Annotated in this window: 17 protein-coding genes; 6 read left to right on the top strand and 11 right to left on the bottom strand. The window is 61.7% G+C overall.

Translation table 11 applies throughout. The annotated features are described in order from the left end of the window. Positions 1-38 precede the first annotated feature (38 nt). The 4 genes from PPRO_RS03835 to PPRO_RS03820 all read left to right on the top strand — a co-directional run bounded on the left by PPRO_RS03835 (position 39) and on the right by PPRO_RS03820 (position 4845). Positions 39-2036 carry a cation:proton antiporter domain-containing protein gene (locus PPRO_RS03835; RefSeq protein ID WP_011734726.1) on the top strand — a complete coding sequence of 666 codons (1998 nt, stop codon included), beginning with the start codon at positions 39-41 and terminating at the stop codon, positions 2034-2036. Between the two features lie 76 nt (positions 2037-2112). Beyond that, on the top strand, positions 2113-3174 hold the full coding sequence (locus PPRO_RS03830) for an AI-2E family transporter (protein ID WP_011734725.1): 1062 nt from the start codon (positions 2113-2115) through the stop codon (positions 3172-3174). Positions 3175-3263: 89 nt separating this feature from the next. Continuing rightward, positions 3264-3851 carry a TMEM165/GDT1 family protein gene (locus PPRO_RS03825; protein WP_011734724.1) on the top strand — a complete coding sequence of 196 codons (588 nt, stop codon included), beginning with the start codon at positions 3264-3266 and terminating at the stop codon, positions 3849-3851. A 49-nt stretch (positions 3852-3900) separates the two neighbouring features. Next, the gene (locus PPRO_RS03820) at positions 3901-4845 is read left to right on the top strand and encodes a TerC family protein (protein WP_011734723.1); all 945 of its coding nucleotides are present in this window, start codon (positions 3901-3903) and stop codon (positions 4843-4845) included. A 124-nt stretch (positions 4846-4969) separates the two neighbouring features. Here the strand turns inward: PPRO_RS03820 and PPRO_RS19290 are convergent, their stop codons facing one another. Further along, the gene (locus PPRO_RS19290) at positions 4970-5428 is read right to left on the bottom strand and encodes a hypothetical protein (protein WP_011734722.1); all 459 of its coding nucleotides are present in this window, start codon (positions 5426-5428) and stop codon (positions 4970-4972) included. A 173-nt stretch (positions 5429-5601) separates the two neighbouring features. On the opposite strand from PPRO_RS19290, the gene amrS reads away from it, so the two are divergent. Continuing rightward, entirely contained in the window at positions 5602-6612 is a 1011-nt protein-coding gene (gene amrS / locus PPRO_RS03805) for an AmmeMemoRadiSam system radical SAM enzyme (protein WP_011734721.1), read from the top strand. A gap of 118 nt (positions 6613-6730) precedes the next feature. Here amrS and PPRO_RS03800 read toward each other — a convergent pair whose 3' ends face one another. The 7 genes from PPRO_RS03800 to PPRO_RS03775 form a co-directional block, all read right to left on the bottom strand. Further along, positions 6731-7837 (bottom strand): NADH:flavin oxidoreductase, encoded by a 1107-nt coding sequence (locus tag PPRO_RS03800; protein ID WP_041532529.1) that lies wholly within the window; start codon positions 7835-7837, stop codon positions 6731-6733. A gap of 50 nt (positions 7838-7887) precedes the next feature. After that, positions 7888-8691 (bottom strand): nitroreductase family protein, encoded by an 804-nt coding sequence (locus PPRO_RS03795; protein WP_041532114.1) that lies wholly within the window; start codon positions 8689-8691, stop codon positions 7888-7890. Between the two features lie 333 nt (positions 8692-9024). Further along, entirely contained in the window at positions 9025-10221 is a 1197-nt protein-coding gene (locus tag PPRO_RS03790; RefSeq protein ID WP_011734718.1) for a cofactor-independent phosphoglycerate mutase, read from the bottom strand. Between the two features lie 98 nt (positions 10222-10319). Beyond that, entirely contained in the window at positions 10320-10964 is a 645-nt protein-coding gene (locus tag PPRO_RS03785) for a metal-dependent transcriptional regulator (RefSeq protein ID WP_011734717.1), read from the bottom strand. Next, positions 10961-11152 (bottom strand): hypothetical protein, encoded by a 192-nt coding sequence (locus tag PPRO_RS20050; protein ID WP_011734716.1) that lies wholly within the window; start codon positions 11150-11152, stop codon positions 10961-10963. Before PPRO_RS20050 ends, PPRO_RS03785 begins: the two co-directional genes overlap by 4 nt. Next, positions 11149-13146, bottom strand: coding sequence for a ferrous iron transport protein B (gene feoB / locus PPRO_RS03780; RefSeq protein WP_011734715.1), 1998 nt, complete (start codon positions 13144-13146; stop codon positions 11149-11151). Before feoB ends, PPRO_RS20050 begins: the two co-directional genes overlap by 4 nt. 86 nt (positions 13147-13232) lie before the next feature. Continuing rightward, positions 13233-13676, bottom strand: coding sequence for a Fur family transcriptional regulator (locus tag PPRO_RS03775; protein ID WP_011734714.1), 444 nt, complete (start codon positions 13674-13676; stop codon positions 13233-13235). Between the two features lie 198 nt (positions 13677-13874). On the opposite strand from PPRO_RS03775, the gene PPRO_RS20760 reads away from it, so the two are divergent. Beyond that, positions 13875-14036: a hypothetical protein gene (locus PPRO_RS20760; RefSeq protein WP_157039928.1), complete on the top strand. Its 162-nt coding sequence runs from the start codon at positions 13875-13877 to the stop codon at positions 14034-14036. Positions 14037-14381: 345 nt separating this feature from the next. On the opposite strand, the gene PPRO_RS03770 is transcribed toward PPRO_RS20760, so the two are convergent. The 3 genes from PPRO_RS03770 to PPRO_RS03760 all read right to left on the bottom strand — a co-directional run bounded on the left by PPRO_RS03770 (position 14382) and on the right by PPRO_RS03760 (position 18991). After that, a complete protein-coding gene (locus PPRO_RS03770; protein ID WP_011734712.1) occupies positions 14382-14645 on the bottom strand; it encodes a hypothetical protein in 264 nt (87 codons plus the stop codon). 80 nt (positions 14646-14725) lie between these two features. Then, positions 14726-15802: a glycosyltransferase gene (locus PPRO_RS03765; RefSeq protein ID WP_011734711.1), complete on the bottom strand. Its 1077-nt coding sequence runs from the start codon at positions 15800-15802 to the stop codon at positions 14726-14728. Positions 15803-15892: 90 nt separating this feature from the next. Further along, entirely contained in the window at positions 15893-18991 is a 3099-nt protein-coding gene (locus PPRO_RS03760; protein ID WP_011734710.1) for an efflux RND transporter permease subunit, read from the bottom strand. Positions 18992-18993 lie beyond the last annotated feature (2 nt).

Raw genomic sequence — 18993 nt, 5'->3', positions numbered from 1 at the left:
ATTATTGTCCCAACACGGTGACAGGAGCACACTCTTTCGTGCCTTACGAGACCCTGCAAGACATCGAGATTCTCTTCGGCCTGGCACTGATAACGGTGATCCTCTTCCGTCGCCTGATGTTCCCCTCCATCGTCGGCTTCATGGCCACCGGCATCCTGGCCGGCCCCCACGCCCTGGGATTCATCAAAAACAGCCACCAGGTGGAACAGATGGCCGAAATCGGCGTGGTGCTGCTCCTGTTCACCATCGGCATCGAGCTTTCCCTGAAGGAACTGATGCGCATCAGGCATCTGGTGCTTTTGGGCGGCGGGCTGCAGGTTCTGGTCACCATCCTGGTAGTGGCAGGCGTGGCCATGCTTGGCGGCTTCCCGGCCAACCAGTCGGTCTTCTTCGGGTTTCTGGTGGCCCTCTCCAGCACCGCCATCCTGATGAAGCTCTTGATCGACAGCGGCCAGGCGGACACGCCCCACGGCAAAATGGCCATGGGCATCCTGATCTTCCAGGACCTGTGCATCGTACCGCTGATGCTGCTGACCCCGCTCCTGGCGGGCGGAGGCGACGGAGCACGGGAGATCGTGCTGATCGGCGCCAAGGCTGCAGCCGTCGTGGTCATGGCCCATTACGGCGCCCGTTTCCTGGTGCCGTGGATATTCAAACAGGTGGTAAGGACCAGAAGCAGGGAACTGTTCATCCTGACCATCATCTTCATCGGACTGGGCACGGCCTGGCTGACCGCCCTGGCCGGCCTCTCCCTGGCGCTGGGGGCGTTCATCGCCGGCCTGGCCATCTCGGAATCGGAATACAGCCACCAGGCGTTGGGCGACATCATCCCCTTCCGCGAGGCCTTCATGAGCCTCTTCTTTATCTCGGTGGGCATGCTGCTTGACCCTGCCATCCTGCTGAAGCATCCACTGCTGATCGCCTCGCTGGTGGCAGCCATCCTGCTTATCAAGACCCTAGTCACCAGCGGGGCTGGCATGGCCCTGGGAGTTTCCACCCGCATCACCGTTATCACGGCGCTCTCCCTGGCCCAGATCGGCGAGTTCTCCTTCGTGCTCTCCCAGAGCGGCGTCAATCTGGGAATCCTCACCCCGGACATGTACCAGATATTCCTAGCCGCCTCCATCGCCACCATGGGACTGACACCGGCCTGCCTCGGATTCGCCCCAGCTGTGGCGGAGCGCATCAGCACCCTGCTCCCCCGCCGCTGGAGCCGTGGCCGGGGCGTCCTTGCCAGCCACGACCGACCGGTAGCCATGAGCGATCACGTCATCATCGTCGGCTACGGCGTCAACGGCAGAAACCTTTCCCGGGTGCTGAAGAGCCAGAAGATCCAGCACCTGGTCATTGAGACAAACCCTTTCACGGTCAGGAGCGAGGCCAGGAAGGGACACAAGATCCACTTCGGTGACGCATCAAAACCAGAGGTGCTTGAGCATGCCCATGTGGACAGGGCCCGCGTCCTGGTGGTGGCTATCTCCGATGCCGCGGCCAGCAGGAGGGTCGCCGGTATGGCCCGGCAGATGAACCCGGCGCTGCACATCATCGTCAGGACCCGCTATGTCCTGGAGGTAGAACCGCTGTTCAAGCTGGGGGTCAACGAGGTCGTGCCGGAAGAGTTCGAGACATCGGTGGAAATTTTTTCCCGGGTACTGAGGAACTATCTCGTCCCCCAACATGACGTCGACCGCTGCATCGCCGAGGTGCGCAGCGACGGCTACGACATGCTGCGTTCCTTAAGCAGACGCCACAGCCACGCCATGGGCATCAGCGGCTATCTCTCCGGCGCCGAGATAGGAACCTTCCGCGTGCGGGAGGGGTCGCAACTGGAGGCCCGCAGCCTGCGCGAGGGGACCATCAGGAACATGTCCGGGGCAACGGTGCTGGTCATCAAGCGGGGTGAGGAGGTCGTGCCCAACCCCGATCCGGTCTGGGAACTGCGCAGGGATGACCTGGTGCTGCTTTTAGGCAGTGCGGAGCAACTGGCGGCGGCGGGCCGACTGTTCGAGCCGACTCCGCACCTGCGGCAGGCCTAGACGGACAGGCTGCCCCCAGACGTGGGTGAGCGACATCGCCAACAACGCGCATGCCAGGCGACCGGGAGGCGTCTTCATGGACCGAACACTACTAAATACGCTATTTGGTTACACTTTCACCCTGCTGATGTGCTACCTGCTCTTCACCATTCTGGCGCCGTTTCTGACTACCATGGTCTGGGCCGGGACGATCGGAGCCATCAGCTATCCGCTCTACGACAAACTGCTGGCCCGCTTCCGTTGCCGCGAAAACCTGGCAGCGGTTGCCATGACCACGCTGGTGGTGCTGGCGCTGATCATCCCCCTGGTGGGACTGATCTTCACCCTGGCGCGGGAAACGGCCCTGGCCTACCAGTACATTGAGGGTGTAACCAGCGGACAATCCGGCAGTTTCATGGAAAGCATCCTGCGCCACCCCCAGGTTTCCCCCCTGCTGGACAGGATCAGGCCGCTGACCGGCTCGTTCAACCTGGAACTGGACAGCATGCTCCTGCCGGCGCTCAAGCGCGGGCTGGCCTCCCTGCTGAACTACTCCACCGGAATCGTGAAGAACTTTCTCGGCTTCCTGATCAAGCTGATGCTGATGCTGATCACCCTCTTCTTCATCTACCGGGACGGCAGGCATTTCCTGAGACGTTTCTGGCCGGTGGTGGGAATCGACGAAAAGATGCGGGCGACCATTGCCACCACCATTACGCGGGTTCTGGACGCGGTACTGTACGGCTTTCTGCTGACCTGTCTGGTGCAGGGGACCCTGGGCGGCCTGGGCTTCTGGGTTGCCGGCCTCCCCTCCCCCTTCCTGTTCGGCATCCTGATGACCGTCTGCGCGCCGATCCCGCTGATCGGCACCGCCATGATCTGGATGCCGGGCGCCATCTACCTGCTGACCCAGGGAAGGATACTGGCCGGCGTTCTGCTGATGGTCTGGAGCGCCGTGGCGGTGAGCGGCATCGACAACATCATCCGCCCCCTGTTCATCAGTGGCAGGGCCAAACTCCCCATCCCGGTCGTGATATTCGGGGTTTTGGGGGGGCTTTTGGCCTTCGGACTGACCGGCGTGGTGGCGGGACCAGTGATCGTAGCGCTCTTCCTGGTGTTCTTCGAATCCTACGGCGAAAAGGAAATGGCAGAGGAATAGGCCGACATGGATCGTCCTGCACGCCCCCCCTGCCTCACGCAATTCAAAAGAAAATAGACAGTTACACGGAACTCCGTAGGGGAAGGGATATGCAAACTACGATTTTTTTAAGCACCTTTGGCCTGATCTTTTTGGCCGAACTTGGAGACAAGACCCAGCTCACCGCCCTGGCGCTGGCGCTGCGCTACCCCTGGAAGCGGGTTTTTATCGGCATTGCCGCTGCGTTCGCCCTGCTCAACCTGGCAGCGGTCGTCGTGGGAAAGCTGCTGTTCCTGCTGCTCCCGCTCTTCTGGGTGTCCATGGTATCGGGGCTGCTCTTCCTCTTCTTTGGCTTCACCACCCTGCGCCATGCCTGCGCCATCGCCGATGACGACGGATCGCCCCCCCCGGCGTCCAGCGCCGTGCGCACCGCCTTTGTCATGATCTTCATGGCCGAACTGGGCGACAAGACCCAGTTGGTTACCGCCAGCCAGGCGGCACGCCATTCGGCCAGCCTGGAGGGGATGGGCATGGTCTTCGCGGCCTCAACGCTGGCCCTGCTGCTGGTATCGCTCTTGGGAATCTTCGCCGGCAGGCAACTGGTACGCGTGATTCCGCTCTGCTGGATCCATCGCGCGGCCGGAGTGATGTTCCTGCTGTTCGGCACTGTCACGCTCTGGAAGCTCTGGGGAATGTAGCTACGGTTCTCCCTGCGCGGGGAACGAAAACGGTAACAAAGGAATACACATGTCAGAACAATCGCTACTATGGGTCGCCTTCGGCCTGCTGATGACAATCATGCTGGCCATCGATCTGGGATTAAACCGCAGGGCGCATAAAGTCTCGTTCCGCCAGGCCCTGTCCTGGAGCATCATCTGGGTCTCCCTGGCGCTGGCGTTCAACGCCGGCATCTACACCGTGCTGGGCAAGACCAAGGCGCTGGAGTTCTTTGCCGGCTACATCATCGAGAAATCGCTCTCCGTGGATAACCTGTTCGTTTTCATCATGATCTTCGGCTACTTCAACATCCGCGGCGAGCACCAGGCCCGCATCCTCAAGTGGGGCATCATCGGCGCGCTCGTGCTGCGCGGTCTGTTCATCTTCACCGGCATCGAACTGCTGACCAACTTTCACTGGCTGTTCTACCTGTTCGGCGCCCTGCTCCTGTTCACCGCCTGGAAGATGGCCTTCGGCGGGAACGACGAGGTTGACCCGGAGAACAACCTGCTGGTGAAACTGGCCCGCAGACTCTTCCCCTTCACGAAACGGGTGCGCGGCGACTGGTTTTTCACCCGCCGCCAGGGAATGCTGGTGGCAAGCCCGCTGTTCCTGTCGCTGGTAATGGTGGAGAGCAGCGATGTCGTCTTCGCCATCGACTCAATTCCGGCCATCTTCGCCGTAACCCTGGACCCGTTCATCGTCTTCAGCTCGAACATCTTCGCCATCATGGGGCTGAGAGCGCTCTACTTCCTGCTGGCAGGGATGATCGGCATGTTCGCCTACCTCAAGCTGGCCATATCCTTCATCCTGGCCTTCGTGGGCGGCAAGATGATCGCCACCGCCAGCGGATTCCACATCCCCATCCAGGTCTCCCTGACCATCATCTTCACCACCCTGGCCCTGGCGGTGCTCGCCTCATTGCTGGCCGACGCCCGGAACAACCGCCAGATCGCCCACCTCGAAAACAAATAGTTCCGCACACACCAGGGCCCGCCGGATATTCCATCCGGCGGGCCCTGGCAATTCCCCTTGCAGTTCACTGCCGTAACGAGACCTGTCGAGCCACGGCAACGATTCCCGCTCCGTTCTCACGGGGTCAGGGACTCCCCGCCTGCTCAATCGCCGGGACCAGGAAACTGTTCCTCCAGGTGAAACCTCCATCACGGGCATCCTCTGCCTCGTAGCGGTACTGGAACCTGATCATGTCCCCGGCCAGGGGACGCGCCCTGAGCACGACGCGGAAAGCGGAGGAGTTGTCCATGGGCAGCCTGTCCGGGATGAACGAGAACGTCTCGCGGGCCTTCTCCCTGCCGCCGGCGTCCAGCAGCGAAACGATCATGTCCATATCCGAGATGAGGTAGTAGCGGTTGTTGCGCACATAGCCGTCAATGGTCAGAGAGCTGTCCGTGGCGCCCGTTTTCCAGCCGAAGGTCAGGTCGAACATCCGCTGCACGCCAGGATACTCCTCCGGCCTGATGGTCTGGTAGCCGTTCTGGGCGCAACCGGAAAGGCATGCCAGCAGCAGCACGATCAACACGATAATTCCTGTTTTCATCCGTTTCATTCCTCCCGTTTCTGACGCCGCTACCGCCGGCGCCGGTCTGTTCCGCGCCCAGTATGTTGCCGCGAGCCGCGACTGTCAAGCGTCGGGAACCGACCAGCCGGTTTGCGCCCCCCACGTCGACTGATATACTCTCACTACCAAGCGTCAGTATGGGGAGGTGTTTGATGAAGGAAGCCATGTTCTACGAATGTGAAAGCGGGGGGCGGGTGCGCTGCGGGCTCTGCAGGTTTCATTGCCTGATCGCCGATGGCGCCAGGGGTATCTGCGCCGTACGCGAGAATCGCGGCGGAACCCTGTTCAGCCTGGTCTATGGAAAGCTGTGCGCCGAAAACGTGGACCCCATCGAGAAAAAACCGCTCTTCCACGTCATGCCGGGAAGCAGCTCCTTTTCCATCGCAACGGTGGGGTGCAATTTCCACTGCCGCCACTGCCAGAATTACTCCATCTCCCAGGTACAGGGCGGCGACCGGATAGCGGGGCACGACCAGACGCCGGAGGAGGTCGTAAGCCATGCCCTGGCCAATGGGTGCCGATCCATCTCCTACACCTATACCGAGCCGACCGTGTTCTTCGAATTCGCCTACGACACGGCAAAACTGGCCCGGGATGCGGGGCTGTTGAACATATTCGTCACCAACGGCTACATCAGCAGCCAGGCCCTGGCAACGATAGCCCCCTTCCTGGACGCGGCCAACATCGACCTGAAGGGATTCAGCGAACGTTTCTACCGTGACATTGTCCATGCCCGCCTGTCCGAGGTGCTCGACTCGATCATCCAGTACCGCAGCCAGGGGATCTGGATCGAGCTGACCACCCTGATCATCCCCGGCCTGAACGACGCGGACAACGAACTGGAGGGAATCGCCCGCTTCATAGTCAGCAACCTGGGCGCCGACACCCCCTGGCACGTAAGCCGCTTCTATCCCACCTTCAAGCTGACCGACCGCCCCCCCACCCCGCCGGAAACCCTGCGCCGGACAATGGAGATCGGGCGGGCCGCCGGGCTGAACTACGTCTACGAGGGGAACGTGCCCGGCAGTGGTGGCGAAGACACCTCCTGCCCCTCCTGCTCCGCCCGACTGGTGGAGCGCAGCGGCTTCACCGTCCAGCGCAACGAAATCGAAAACGGTGCCTGCCCGCACTGCGGAACAGCCATCGCCGGCATCGGCATGTGATCGCCGGCTCCCCTGCCGCAATCCCCTGACCCAGGAACGGAACTGGCCGGTTTCGCGGAGAAACCGGCCAGCTTTCGCCCGAACGGGCAAGGTTCTTTTTATTCGAGGTCAGACTCTCCTACGACTCCCCCCTTTTCAGCGGGCAGACCAGCCCCTCTCCCTTCATCAGCGGCCCGAAGCAGGCGTTTTCCGAAAGGCAGCCCGCCTTGCGCCGGTCACCGGAGCGCCAGCGATTGACCAGCCCCGGTTCCCGGATCAGGGGGCGGCAGAGGGATACGTAGTCAGTGACGCCGTCCTCCACCAGGGCCTCGGCAACCTCCAGGGAGCGGACCCCTCCCACCAGCATCAGCGGGACAGCAATCTCTTGTTTAAAACGCAACGCCGCATCCCGGTAGTAGACCTCCTCTTCGGGTGTGGCCAGCACGCCGGTGCGGATGGCCGAGAGCTCGCCCGAGGCGTAGATGGTGCCACCGCTCATCTCGATGGCATCCACTCCCCCCTTCTCCAGAAGGACGGCAACGACAAGCATGTCATCCACCGAGAGACCGCCGTCGATGAAGTCCTGGGAATTGAGCTTGATCAGCACCGGATAGTCGTCACCCACCTCCTGCCTGACGCTCTCCAGGACCTCCAGAACGATGCGAGCCCGGTTCTCCACCGGGCCTCCGTACTCGTCGTTGCGCCGGTTAAAGAAGGGGGAGAGGAATTCACTCAGCAGATAGCCGTGAGCGGCATGGATCTGGACTGCGTCGAAACCGGCCGACTTGGCCCGGCCGGCTGCCCTGCCGAAGGCGGCCCGGATAACGCCGATCTCTTCCCGAGTGAGTTCCCGACAAGGGGGGGTCTTGTCCGGAATGCCGCACGAGGGGCCGACCGCCTCAATGCCGGTTCCGGAGGCAAAGCCGTAGCATCCTGCATGGGCGATCTGCAGGGCGATTTTCCCGCCTGCCCGGTGCACGGCATCGGCCATGCAGGTCAGGCCTGGCAGCAGATCATCACGGTGCACCCCGATCTGCCACGGCCCGGCCTGCCCCTCCGGGCTGACAAAGGCGTGACCGGTGATGATCAGCCCCACCCCTCCTTCGGCAAGAGCGGCTGTCTGGTCGATCAGCGGCTGGGTACAGGAGCCATCCGTTCCCGCCATTCCTTCCCAGGTTGCGGAACGGACGAAGCGGTTGTCAAGCTCCATGGATTTGATAACGCTCTTTTCAAAAAGTTTCGCCATGCCTGAATCCTCCATTCGGATTGTGTGACTGGTTTCCTCCACCTGGCCCATCATCTCCACACCACCCTGGCTGCCTGGCGCGACGGAATACGCTGGTAGCGGTACAGGGGAAAGCCGTACATGAGCGCCCCCTGGACGCTGTGACCGGCCGGGATAGCCAGCCGCTCCTTGAGCGGCCCATGCCCGTTGGCCGCCCGCATCAGGAAGCCGCCCCAGCAGGTGCCGATGCCGTTGGCAACGGCGGCAAGCTCGAACTGGGTCAGGGCAATGGCACAGTCCACCCCGCTCCAGGTCCAGTCGTCGGGGGCGTGGACAACAATCAGGTGGGGCGCGTTGCGCAGCACCGGATCCTTACCCTCCTCCCACAGCCTGACATAGGGGGCGTACTGCGGCTCCTCTTCGCTGCGCCTGCGCAAAAAGTCGATCACGAGAGCAGCCAGCTGCCTGACCTCCGCGGGATCCTGTATCACCAGCCAGTGCACCGGCTGGCGATTCACCGCCGACGGCGCCCAGCGGGCAACCTCGATGGCTTCGTGCACCAGTTCGCGGGGAACCGGTTCCGGCCGGAATTCACGGACGGAACGGCGGCCCATGAGCAGCTGCCCCAGGGCAGACGGCGAAACCGTAAGCGCCTGGTTGAGGAGAGGCGCCTGCTCCAGCGACAGGGTCTGGTGGTGGACCGCGGAGACGGGGCAGACGGCGACGCAGTGGCCGCAGGCGATGCACTTGGAGTCGGCACCCGTCCGGAACTCCGGAAATCCCTCGCTGTCCGTCTCGAAAAGCCGCAGCGGGCAGACAGCATGACAGATGCCGTCACGCAGGCAGGTGGTGTGGTCGATGGTTATCAGGCTCATACGTTTCTCCTCGGAAAAATACATTCGCGTCCTGCTGGACAGGGGAGAGTCAGCCCTGTCCCGATAAAGTAGACTGATCGTATAGCAGGCAACGCAGCCCCTTTTCGGAAAACAGCCGGAGATACAGGGGCGACAAACAGTTCAGATACAGGCCATACAAAGTCGCAATCGGGATCGTCTCCGGTCGGCAGCACCGAAAACGCCTCCTGATCACGCCTCAACAAATAGACCGATCCGTCTAACCTGTCAACCCCAAAAACAGAGCAGCTCCCCAACGCAGAAGAGGCGTCCCCTTGCCGCGGACGCCTCTTCTGACACTCTCTGTCGTTCCTGTTATTTTTCCAGCAGCATCTCCATCAGGCGATGCCCTTCGACGGCCAGTCCGGTGGACCTGGCCTGCTCCTCGTCATAGGCCGTGGCGCCATTCCCCTTCCCCTCGCCACCGCGGTAGATGATGAACGGCACCGGATCAGCGGTATGGGTCATGATGTTGACCGGCGTGGGATGATCCGGCGTGCAGAGAATGGCGTACTCGCCGAACGTGCCGATCCCCTCCAGCACGGTTCCCACCACCTGGCGGTCGAAGTCCTCGATGGCCTGGAGCTTGTAATCCATCCTGCCAGCATGAGCGGCCTCGTCCGGCGCCTCCACATGGACATAGACGAAATCGTGGTCCTCCAGGGCGGCCAGGGCGGCCTTGGCCTTGCCCAGGTAGTTGGTGTCGATGAAACCGGTGGCCCCCTCCACGTTGATCACATCCAGGCCGGCGCAGAGGCCGATCCCCTTGATCAGGTCCACGGCGGAGATGACCGCGCCGGTCAAGCCGAACTTCTCCCCGTAGGAGGCGACGCGGGGGGTCTTGCCATGCCCCCACAGCCAGACCGAATTGGCCTGGGGCTTCCCCTCCTGCTCCCGCTGCTTGTTGACCGGATGATCGTGCAGCACCATCTGGGCATGGTTCATGATTTCATTCAGCCGCTCGGAGCCATCACCGCTGGGGAGGTACTCCAGTATGGGCCTGCCGCTGATGTCATGGGGTGGGGTGAGCAGCATGCCGTCCCTGCCCCCCCGCCAGACCATCAGGTGGCGGTAGCTGACCCCGGGATGAAACTCGAATTCGGAGCTACCCAACTTCTCCTGCAGGGCCTGCACCAGCAGGCGCCCCTCGGCGGTGGTAATGTGGCCGGCGGAGAAATCCTCCATGAAGACGCTGGTGCTGGCCTGCCTGAGGGTGACCAGGTTCATGCGGAAGGCGACGTCATCCGGCCCCAGTTCGACCCCCATGCTGATGGCCTCCAGGGGTGAGCGTCCGGTGTAGCAGTCGCGCGGGTCATAACCGAACACAGACAGATTGGCGACATCGCTGCCCGGGGGCAGGCCGTCGGGAACGGTCCGGGCCAGCCCCACCTGACCGTTTCGAGCCATGAAATCCATGTTGGGGGTCGACGCCGCCTGGAGAGGGGAGCGGTTGCCCAGTTCGCTGTAGGCGATGTCCGACATGCCATCGCCCAGGAGAATGATGACCTTCATATATACGTGCCTTTCCGGTTGCGTTTATTGATGCTGCTGGGGGGAATATAGTAGTTTCCGAATCAGTTGCTTGTCAACCACCATGCGTGCAGGGACGGCTATTTCCTGACGAAAATCTCTTTGGCCAGGTTGGTGTCAATGGCGAACTCGGAGTAGCCCACCCGGAAGATGTACGAGGGAAAGGCCTGCACCAGGGTGATCCTGTTTCCCGGCAGGACCCCCATGGCCATCAGTTTCTGCATCTTCTTGCTGTCATCGGTCTGGATATAGGCGATTTCCCCCTCCTGTCCCGACTTGAGCTCGGTCAGCGCCACCACTCCCAGGTCCCCCTCGGCCAACGCCTGATGGCAGCATTCACCCGGCGGGATCGGCTTTCCGTGGGGGCAGGTGGTGGGGTGGTTGAGCATGGTACAGACCTTGGTATCGACCCCCTCGCTGAGCAGGTGCTCGAACTGGCAGGCCTTGAGATTGCCATCCTCGCCGCGGATGTTGAGCACGTCCATCATCAGCCGCTCCGCCAGGCGGTGACGACGAATGGTCATGCGCCCCTCTTCCCTCCCTTCGGGCCGGAAATAGACCACCCCCTGCCTGATCTCCACCAGGGCGCGCTCGCTCAGCTCCGCGAAGGCCGGGTCGTCCAGGGCGATGCCCAGCTTGGCGGGATCAAGGCCGGGCACCCGCTCCTCTTCAACCGCGATCCACAACGCCTCCAGTACCTCTTCCGCCTTATCGGACAGTTTCATGCCCCATCTCCTCCTTGGTCGTCGTTCCTGGTGAACAACGATCGAATCTTCCTGATCAGCTTCGCTTCCAGCGGATTGCTGTAGTTGCATTTCGGACAGTGCACGGAATGGCACCCGCCGGGACAGGCGCCGCACCCCTGGCGCGCCTCCTTTTCGTCAAATTCGTGCCCACAGAATGCGCATTTCACGTCAACAATCCGGTGATCAACAGCACCTGGTTGAGCAGATAGCCGCTGCCGAAGGCAAGACAGCTCACGAACAGGCCGATGGCTCCGGCTACCTTCCACCCCCGCTCCTTCTTCATGATCAGGAACTGGGCCACACAGGGGATGAACAGGGTCAGGGTAACGGCAGCCACGGTCAGCTGGCGGGCATCCATCAAACCCTTGGTCTGCAGGTCGTACAGGCCGGCGGCACCGTAATCGCGACGGAAGAAACCGAAGATGAATGCCACCGCCGTCTCCCGGGGAAGCCCCAGGGACGCCATGAGCGGCGTCATGGCGTCAACCGCCTTCTCGAAGAAACCGGTCACCTTGCCCAGCCAGAGCAGTACCGACGCCAGCACGAACAGCGGCAGTATCTCCAGGAAGTACCACTGCATGCGGGTGTAGGTCTTGGTCAGCACATTACTCACCTGCGGCAGGCGCATGGGGGGAAGCTCCATGTAGAACATGGGCGCATCTCCCGGCAGCACCCGGGTGGCCAAGAGGCCGACGACCACGAACAGCAGCATCAGGCAGCCGCCCCACACTGCCAGCGCGCCGGGCGCCTTGGAGAGCAGGGCAATGATAACCCCCAGTTGGGCCGAGCAGGGAATCGCCAGGGAGAGCAGGATCGTGGCGATCACCCGTTCACGTACCGTCTCAAGGGTTCGGGTCACCATGGTTGCCATGGTGTCGCAGCCGAAGCCAAGCACCATGGGGATCACCGCCCGGCCGGTCATGCCGAACCTCTTGAAGACGCGATCCACCAGCAGCGCCAGGCGCGGGAAATAGCCGGTATCCTCAAGAAAAGAAAAGAAGATGAAGAAGGTGGCCACGATCGGCAGGATGATCCCCACCGCGTAGCGTATACCCAGGGTGATGATGCCGTACTCGCCCACGAACAGTTCCTGGATGATCTCCCAGGGGACGATCTCCTTGACCCAGCCGGTAATCCAGGGATTGAAACGCTCCATGAACAGCCGGTTTTCCAGCAGGTCCACCAGGGTGCCGGCGCCGAAATCGCCGACAAAGCGGTACAGGCCGAAGTAGAGCACCAGCAGCAGCAACGGCACACCGGTCAAGGGGTTCACCGCCCAGCGGGAGAGATGCTCGGACCAGGTCACCACCCGCGTATCCGGTGCCACGAAGGCGCCTTTGACCAGATTCCTGACCATGCTGTTACGCTCAAGGGAGAGGTCCAGGTGAAAGGATTCGCGGCGCTCGAAGGAGATGGAAGCGACTTTTGCGGCGATGGCCGCATATCCCTCGCCCTCACGCTCCCGCACCAGGGAGACGATCTCCTCGTCCCGCTGCAAGAGCAGAATAGCCAGGGCGCGGCGAGAGAGGATATATTCCCCCTTCATCAGCCCAACCACCTCCTGCACGTTGCGTTCCAGCGGACTGGCGTAGGGGAATTGCATCGGCGCCGCCCCTTCCTTTCCGCTTGCGTAGGAAGCAAGGGCAGAGCGTATCTGATCCAGTCCGCGCTTGCGGGCCGTGGCTGCCCCGATCACCGGAATGCCCAGGCGTTCCTGCAGCAGATTCAGGTCGATCTTCAGCCCCATGCGTTCCGCTTCATCCATGATGTTGACCACCAGGATCACCGGAAGCCCGGCCTCGATCAACTGGATGGTCATGGCCAGCATCCGCTCCAGGTTTCGGGCATCTAGGACGTGCAGTACCACGTCGGGTGTTTCGTGGAGGATGATCTCGCGGGCAACCCGCTCCTCCTCGGTGATGGTGTGGATCGAGTACATGCCGGGGGTGTCGATGACCTGCCAGCTCCTGCCCTGGATCGTCGCGTTGCCTCGGGAGACCTCCACCGAGGTTCCGGGGTAGTTTGAAACGGTGACATACGCCCCGGTGAGGGCATTGAACAGCACACTCTTGCCCACATTGGGGTTGCCCACCAGGACTACCCGTTTGAGGGTATCCCCCCTGTTCGACACTTCCGTCTGATTCGCGCAACATGATGCCATACAATCACACCCTATCCATGTTCTTGACATTCATTTTCACATACACAAAAAAACAGTTCCCGAGACGGTGAGAGGCGTTGGATGGGCTAGGTCTTCGCCGCTGCGCGGCAGCGGGCGCAGAGCCCGTAAATCTCCAGCTTGTGACTCTTGATCAGAAAACCGTGGCGGGTGGCGATCTCATCCTGCAACTTCTCGATGGTCTCGTTCTCGAACTCGATGACCGCGTTGCAGCCGGTACAGACCAGGTGATCGTGGTGCTCACCTTCCACCACATGTTCGTAGCGGGTCTGCCCGTCATGCAGCAGCACCTCGCGGGCCAGTCCGGCCTCAACGAACAGCTTGAGGGTGCGGTAAACCGTTGCGCTACCAATGCCGGGATGCACCGCCTTGATCTTCAGATACAACTCTTCGACGCTGACGTGCTGATGGGTGGCGAGGAAGAAATCAAGGATGATTTCGCGCTGCCTGGTGGAGCGCAGCCCCTTGCCCGCGGCAAACCTGTTGAACGCATGCTTCTTTTCGAGAATCATCCGCCCCCCCTTTGTTGAAGTTGAATTTCAAGATAAGAAGATACCGGTCAGCTGTCAAGTATTTTTTGGCACAGGTGGACACAGGAAGAAATCGGAAAATGTTTCAGGGGGGTCTCCATGAAAAGGGGCACATAGTGCGCATCTCCATGGGGCAACACATGCTATACTTTAAGGAACAGAAGAGAGGAGGTGGCGACCATGAAAGAGATGAAACGTCCAACCATGAAACCGCGCCGCACGATGCAGATGGCCATGATCGGCAAGCATGGGTTGATGATCCGCCGTGCCGGCAACCACAACGCCCACATCATCACACCCCACGGCAAAATCCAGAGCGGACGCAAGGGGCGCAAGGGATGAGCCGGCGCCAGTGACGATTGAATCAATGAAAGCCCGGTGCATGCCGGGCTTTTTTTTGCATGCAAAGCGGTCGGAGGAGTGAAACAGTTCCACGCGAAAGCGGGATGCACCAAAACAACAGTGTATCTGCCGCTGTTCGAAGCGTGGATCTTCATGTCCCCCTTCCGTAAAGGGACCTCATGTTCAAGCCCTCACTGCCGTCACCCATGATCGACCAGGGGCTGACCACCCCGGTTCGCTGACCTTCGCACAGAGGAGAATCTCCCGAGCTCCTTCAGTCAGTTGCTGCGACCATGTCGCGGGGCGAGAGAGTTGGCCCGGCACTCCACGGTCGTGTTCAGGAGCCTATGCCTCAGCGGCAATGCCGACTGCCGAAAAGCCGGTCTCACGGGTCACCATCTCCCGCAGCAGGGGGGGGAGTTTGGGATAGAGGTCCTCCAGCAGTTTCTGCTTACGCTTCCCCTCCGGTATCCCCTTGATCCACCCCACAAGCGACCGTTCGAACACATCCTGAAATTCTTCCGGTCCCAGGGCCTTCATCAAGCGCTGAATCTCGTGACTCATCTGTTTTGCGGTCATCTCCTGTTCCTGCTGTTTCTCCCGCGCCATTCAGCCTTCCTCCACTTAGGTTATGTAATGTATGACGACCGTCCAGAGGAGAAGTGATCTTTCCCCCTTCCCGACGACGACTACCCCGTACAAGCCTTCTCCATGACATCATCGAACAATTCGATATAGCGCTCGACAATGGCCTCCTGACTGAAACACCGCCGGAGTTTGTCCCGTCCCGCCTCGACCAGACGCTGTGCCAAGTCGGGCTGGGCAATCATGGCCTGGATACACTCAGTCAGTTGAGCCACATGATCGATATCGAACAACAGGCCGTCGACACCATCATCCACCAGCCAGGCAGGCCCGACGGAGCGCGCCGCGATGAGCGGAACCTGCTGGGCCCAACTTTCCACCACCACATTCCCGAACGGCTCGAATCGCGAAGGGAATACGCTGATATCAGCGGCGGCAAAAAGATCGGCAATGTCGCTGCGCCACCCCAGGAGATGAACACGTTCCGCGACACCCAACTCACCGGTCATCGCCTCCAGCTCGGCGCGCAGCGGCCCCTCACCGGCGATCATGACCGATACGTCCGGAATGGGGACGATCGCCCGGATCAGCGTATCATGCGCCTTGGCCGAATGGAGACGTCCCAGGGCCAGCAGCAGGTGATGATGGTCCGGTATCCCCATCGATGCACGGATCATTCTCCTGGACTGATCACGGGAAGCGCTCCCCGGGGCAATGTCACCGAAGTTGGGGATGCACACGGCGCGCTCGGCCGGAATGCCGCTTTTCAGGAAGTATTCAACGATATCGGGAGTATTGCCGATCAGACGGTCGCACCCCCGGTAGCGGTCCAGACCGTAATACCCCCCCAGGCGAGCGACAACGGGACAATACCCCCGTGGCGCCCGTTTTACGGCGCGGTCCATCCAGATGAGCATCAGGCTCGGTTTGATCTGCCTGGCATGGCGGGCGATACGGATCCGGCCGGGGATTTCCCGCAGGCCGCGAAAGCGGATCAGCTTGACCTGCACCAGGGGGTGGGCCGTAAGGAGAGCCTCGCGCCGGGGATTGGGCTCCATCACCACGTACTGACGGATGCCGGCATCAGCCAGGGCCAGGCAGAGCTTTTCGAAAAAGGTCTCTGCTCCCCCCTCTTGGGATGAAAGCATGATCTGCATGAGCCGAAATTGAGATGTATCCATGGGATTAGCGCCGGAACTTCAACCTAAGGGGTGTCTGAATGGACGACGTGAATGATCATACCGGTTCATCGAGCCCAGGTCAATTTCCATTCATGCCTCCACGGCGTCGATGGCCGCCTCAGGCCCCCGCTCCCCGCCATGGTCGCGGGCGATCAGCATGTAGATGGAGGGGACCACGAACAGGGTGAACAAGGTGCCGATGAACATCCCCCCCACCAGCACCAGGCCGATGGAGTTACGGGCAGCGGCGCCGGCGCCGGTCACCAGGGTCAGGGGGAAGTGGCCGGCAATGGTGGCGGCGGTGGTCATCAGGATCGGCCGCAGGCGGGTCATGGCCGCCTCCCGCACCGCCTCCAGCTTGGGACGCCCCTGCAGTTGCAACTGGTTGGCAAACTCAACGATCAGGATGCCGTTCTTGGCCACCAGCCCCACCAGGGTGACCAAGCCGACCTGGGAGTAGATGTTCAGGGTGGTGGTCCAGCCGCCGGTCCAGAAGCTGACGTTGGGGTCGGGCATCTTCAGGAAGGTGAAGATCAGCGCCCCGAACATGGCCAGCGGCACCGACCCGGCCAGGATGACGAAGGGGTCGCGGAAACTGTTGAACTGGGCCGCCAACACCAAAAAGATCAGGATCACGGCCAGAGCAAAGGCCGGCAGAAACTTGTTCCCCTCCGTGCGCAGCTGGCGCGACTCGCCGGTGTAGTCCAGCACGTACCCCTTGGGCAGGATCCTGGCCGCCTCATCCTCCAGGAAGCGCAGCGCCTCATCCAGCGGCCGGATGGCCACAGCGCTGATCTTGACCGCGTTCAGCTGCTGGAAGCGGTTGAGCGACCGGGGAACTACCGATTCCCGCAGGGTGGCGATGGTGCTTAAGGGTATCAGCTTTCCGCTGGGACCTGTGACATAGATATCTTTCAGCTGGTCCGGATTGAGACGACCGCTGCGTTGCACCTGGGGGATGACCTTGTAGCTGCGGCCGCTGATGTCGAAGCGGTTCACGTAATCCCCCCCCACCATTCCGCCCAAGTCTCCACCGATCTGCGCCAGGTTGAGCCCCAGGTCAGCCACCTTGTCGCGGTCGATGACGAACTCGGTCTGGGGCTGGTCGATCTTGACGTCGATCATGGGGGGAAAGGCAAACATGCCGCTCGTAGCCGCCTTCACCTGCAGCTTCTGGGCGAATTCCAGGATCTCGGAGGTCTCGGCGGTGGAGGCCAGGATGAACTCCACCGGAAACTGGCCACCACCCGGGAGCGCCGGCGGCACCACCGGAAAGATCTGCACCCCGGGGATCGCCTGCAGCTTCTGGGAGACCTCGGGCATGATCTGGAAGATGTTCCGTGTGCGCTTATCCCAGGGTTTGGCCACCATGCCGCCCATGCCGGAGCTGGGTTGGGTGATCTGGAAGGTAAAATCGGTCTCGGGGATACTGAGGAACACCCGGTTAACCGCGGCGGCAAAGCGGCTGTTCTGGTCCAAGGTGGAGTTTGCGGCCGCGTCGATGATGCCGAAGATGACCCCTTGGTCTTCGGTGGGGGCCAACTCCTTGGCAGACATGGTGAACAGGGGGATGGTCAGCAGGCTGACAACAATCCAGATGGTGTAGATGGCGGGGCGCGCCCTCAGGGTTGCGTCCAGCCGCCGGCCGTAGGCCTCCTTAAGCCGGTTAAAGCCCCGGCTGATACGGCCGGCCAGGCCATGATCCTCCATGCCCGGCTTGAGCAGCCGTGACGACATGAGCGGCGTCAGGGTCAGGGCCACCACGCCGGAGATGGTCACGGCACCGGCCAGGGTAAAGGCGAATTCGCGGAACAGGGAGCCGGTGAGTCCCCCTTGCAGGCCGATGGGAAGATAGACCGCGGCCAGGGTGATGGTCATGGCAATGATCGGGCCGACCAGTTCCCGAGCCCCCAGAAGGGCCGCCTCCAAGGGACTCTTCCCCTCACCCATGTGGCGTTCCACGTTCTCCACCACCACGATGGCGTCGTCCACCACCAGGCCGACGGAGAGCACGATGGCCAAAAGGGTCAGCAGGTTGATGGTGAAACCGAAGGCCTGGATCAGGAACACGGCGCCGATCAGGGAGATGGGTATGGCCACCAGCGGGATCAGCACCGAGCGGAAGGAGCCGAGGAAGAGGAAGATGACCACCACCACGATCAGCAGGGTATCGATGAGGGTGCTGATCACCTCGTGGATGGCGTTGTTGATGTAGTCGGTGGCGTCATAGGCCACACGGGCGTGCATGCCGCTGGGGAGTTCGCGCTGGATTGCCTCCATCTCGGCCCGCACTCGCTTGATGACATCCAGGGAGTTGGCGTTGGGCAGGGACCAGATCCCCATGAACACGGCGGTCTGCCCCGAGAAGCGCACCTCGGTGTCGTAATCCTCGGCCCCCAGCACGATATCGGCCACATCCTCCAAGCGGATGATGGCGCCGTTCTGACCGCGAATGGCCAGGCGCCTGAAATCGTCCACCGTATTCATGTTGGTGTTGGCGGTCAGGTTGACCTGGATATAGGCCCCCTTGCTCTGGCCCAGGGTGGAGAGGTAGTTGTTGGCCACCAGGGCCTGGCGCACCTGGACCGGACTGATGTTCAGGGCCGCCATGCGTTCCGGCTTGAGCCAGATACGCATGGCAAAGGTGCGAGCGCCCAGCACATCGGCCCGCTGCACGCCGCTCACGGCCGACAGGCGCGGTTGCACCACGCGCACCAGGTAGTCGGTGATCTCGTTCTGCTGCAGCGCATCGCAGGTGAAGCTCAAGTAGGCCGAGGCGAACTCGCTGTCAGCCGACTCGATGTTGATCACCGGAACCTCGGCATCCAGGGGGAGGTCACGGCGCACCTGATCCACCTTGGAGCTGATCTCGGCCAGGGCCTTGGTGGCGTCATAGTTGAGTTTGAGGCGCACCTTGATGGTGGAGACCCCCATGCTGCTCTGGGACTCCATGTACTCGATGCCGTCCGCCGCGGCAATGGCGCGCTCCAGCGGCGTGGTGACGAAGCCGCGCACCAGGCTGGCGCTGGCCCCCACGTAGACGGTGGTCACGGTCACGGCCGCGTTCTCGCTGCGCGGATACTGGCGCACGTTGAGGGAGCGGATAGCCTGCAGTCCGGCAATGATGATGATCAGGTTGACCACCAGGGCCAGTACGGGGCGACGGATGAACAGATCGGTCAGTTTCATGG

It is taken from the genome of Pelobacter propionicus DSM 2379 (assembly GCF_000015045.1).
Lineage (GTDB): Bacteria > Desulfobacterota > Desulfuromonadia > Geobacterales > Pseudopelobacteraceae > Pseudopelobacter > Pseudopelobacter propionicus.
Note: the sequence above shows the minus strand (reverse complement) of the source record. Positions and strands in the feature narration are given on the sequence as shown.